Source organism: Myroides sp. LoEW2-1 (assembly GCF_009767705.1).
GTDB classification, from domain to species: domain Bacteria; phylum Bacteroidota; class Bacteroidia; order Flavobacteriales; family Flavobacteriaceae; genus Flavobacterium; species Flavobacterium album_A.
Map to the genome: position 1 here is coordinate 1 of NZ_WSPP01000129.1, position 1,594 is coordinate 1,594.

1 protein-coding gene is annotated in these 1,594 nt (G+C 27.8%); it reads left to right on the top strand.

Features of this window, described 5'->3' with window-relative positions; all coding sequences use genetic code 11:
• The coding region (locus tag GOQ24_RS08650) for an NACHT domain-containing protein (RefSeq protein WP_160339486.1) at positions 1-1,594 on the top strand (1,594 nt) is incomplete at both ends.

Consider the following 1,594-nt stretch of genomic DNA (forward strand, 5'->3'; position numbering starts at 1 on the left):
GTTACCAATTAGCCCTTTAACCTTATCTCTTATTACAATTCTTTATGAGGAGAATAATTTAGAAGTTCCAGCAACAATTACTGATATTTATGATAATTTTAATTCAGTGATGCTGGGGAAGCCTTTTGTATCTTCACGTGTTGAATTTATTGATTTGTCTTTTAGAGAACGTATATTATCGATTTATGCTTTAGAATTGTTAAATAGACCACAAAATAATCCAATGAAAACTGAAGAGTTTATCAGTTTTTTTACGGAGTATTTTAAAAACAAAACAATTCCATTAAAAAAGGGAACTTTAGAGGAAATGCTTGATTATCTGATTAATCATACTGGAATTTTATATTTAAAAGAGAAACGATATGTATGTTTTAATCATAATTCCTTTATGGAATATTATGCATCAATTGAAATCTTTAAGCATAAAAGAATAGAAGAAACAAAATATGTAGACAATTTCTTAGATGTTAATTGGCAAAATTCTGCAATCTTTTATGCTGGTTTTTCAAAAGATATGCCTGATTTTTTAAGAAGTATTAATTCTAAATTACAAGAAAAGATAGAATATAGTAATCTGTTTTCAGCAATTGGTGGTGCTGGATATTTGATACAAGCTTTATATCAAACTGACAATCAGATTAGAAAGGATACTGTGAAGATTTCTTTAGAGAATAATTTGAAGATAATTGAGCTGTTTTTGTTAATGGTAGGTCAAGATTCAACTTTGTTTAAGCAATTTAAATTACCAATAATTTGGCTTATGAATGTAGTGTATTTTCATGAGAACTTTAACTCAGTGACTCTAAAAGAACCTTTACAGATAGTTTTCGACGAATTATTTGATGAATTGACTAATAGTCAGAAGGTATCAACAAATATAGGTTATAAAGCGTTATGTATTGCTTTGGTTTTGAATTCTAAGCGCTTAGGGGAAGCAGTGCCTTTAGAGAAATTGATTTATGAGAGTAATTTTTTAGAGGATAGTATATTAACTATTATTAGTGATTATTCTATTACTGTATTAAATGAAGGACATTTAGATAAATTGAAATTAGAAATTAGAAACTCTCTTAATAAGGTAAAAAGCCCTTTGAAATATTTATTAGAGACGCCTGCTAATAAATTAAAATTCACTGATTATGATGTTTTATTTTCAGAAAAAAAAGTTACTTTACTGACTGAAGGTAAAACGGATGCTAAGATTATTGAACATGCATATATTGTCTTGAATAATGGTGCTTTTCCTGAGTGGAAAATAAAAATAGGGAGTAGTAAAGATACAGGAGGTACAGGGGAGCTATCTAAAACTTTAGCTAGTTGTAGTTCAACACTTTCTGATGAAAGTATAATAATTGGAATTTTTGATAATGACGAAGCTGGTTTTGGTGCATACAATGGATTGAAGGATTTTATTTTCTTAGAGGAATTAAAGGTAGGATATGTGAAAAAACATAAAGATTATAATATATATGCTTTACTGTTACCTATTATTAGTATTAGAAAGAATTATTTCTTGGAAGAGCAGAAATTTAAGTATTTAGAGATTGAGCATTTTTTCTCTGATACTTTTTTGAAAAGTAAAGGGATGTTAGAA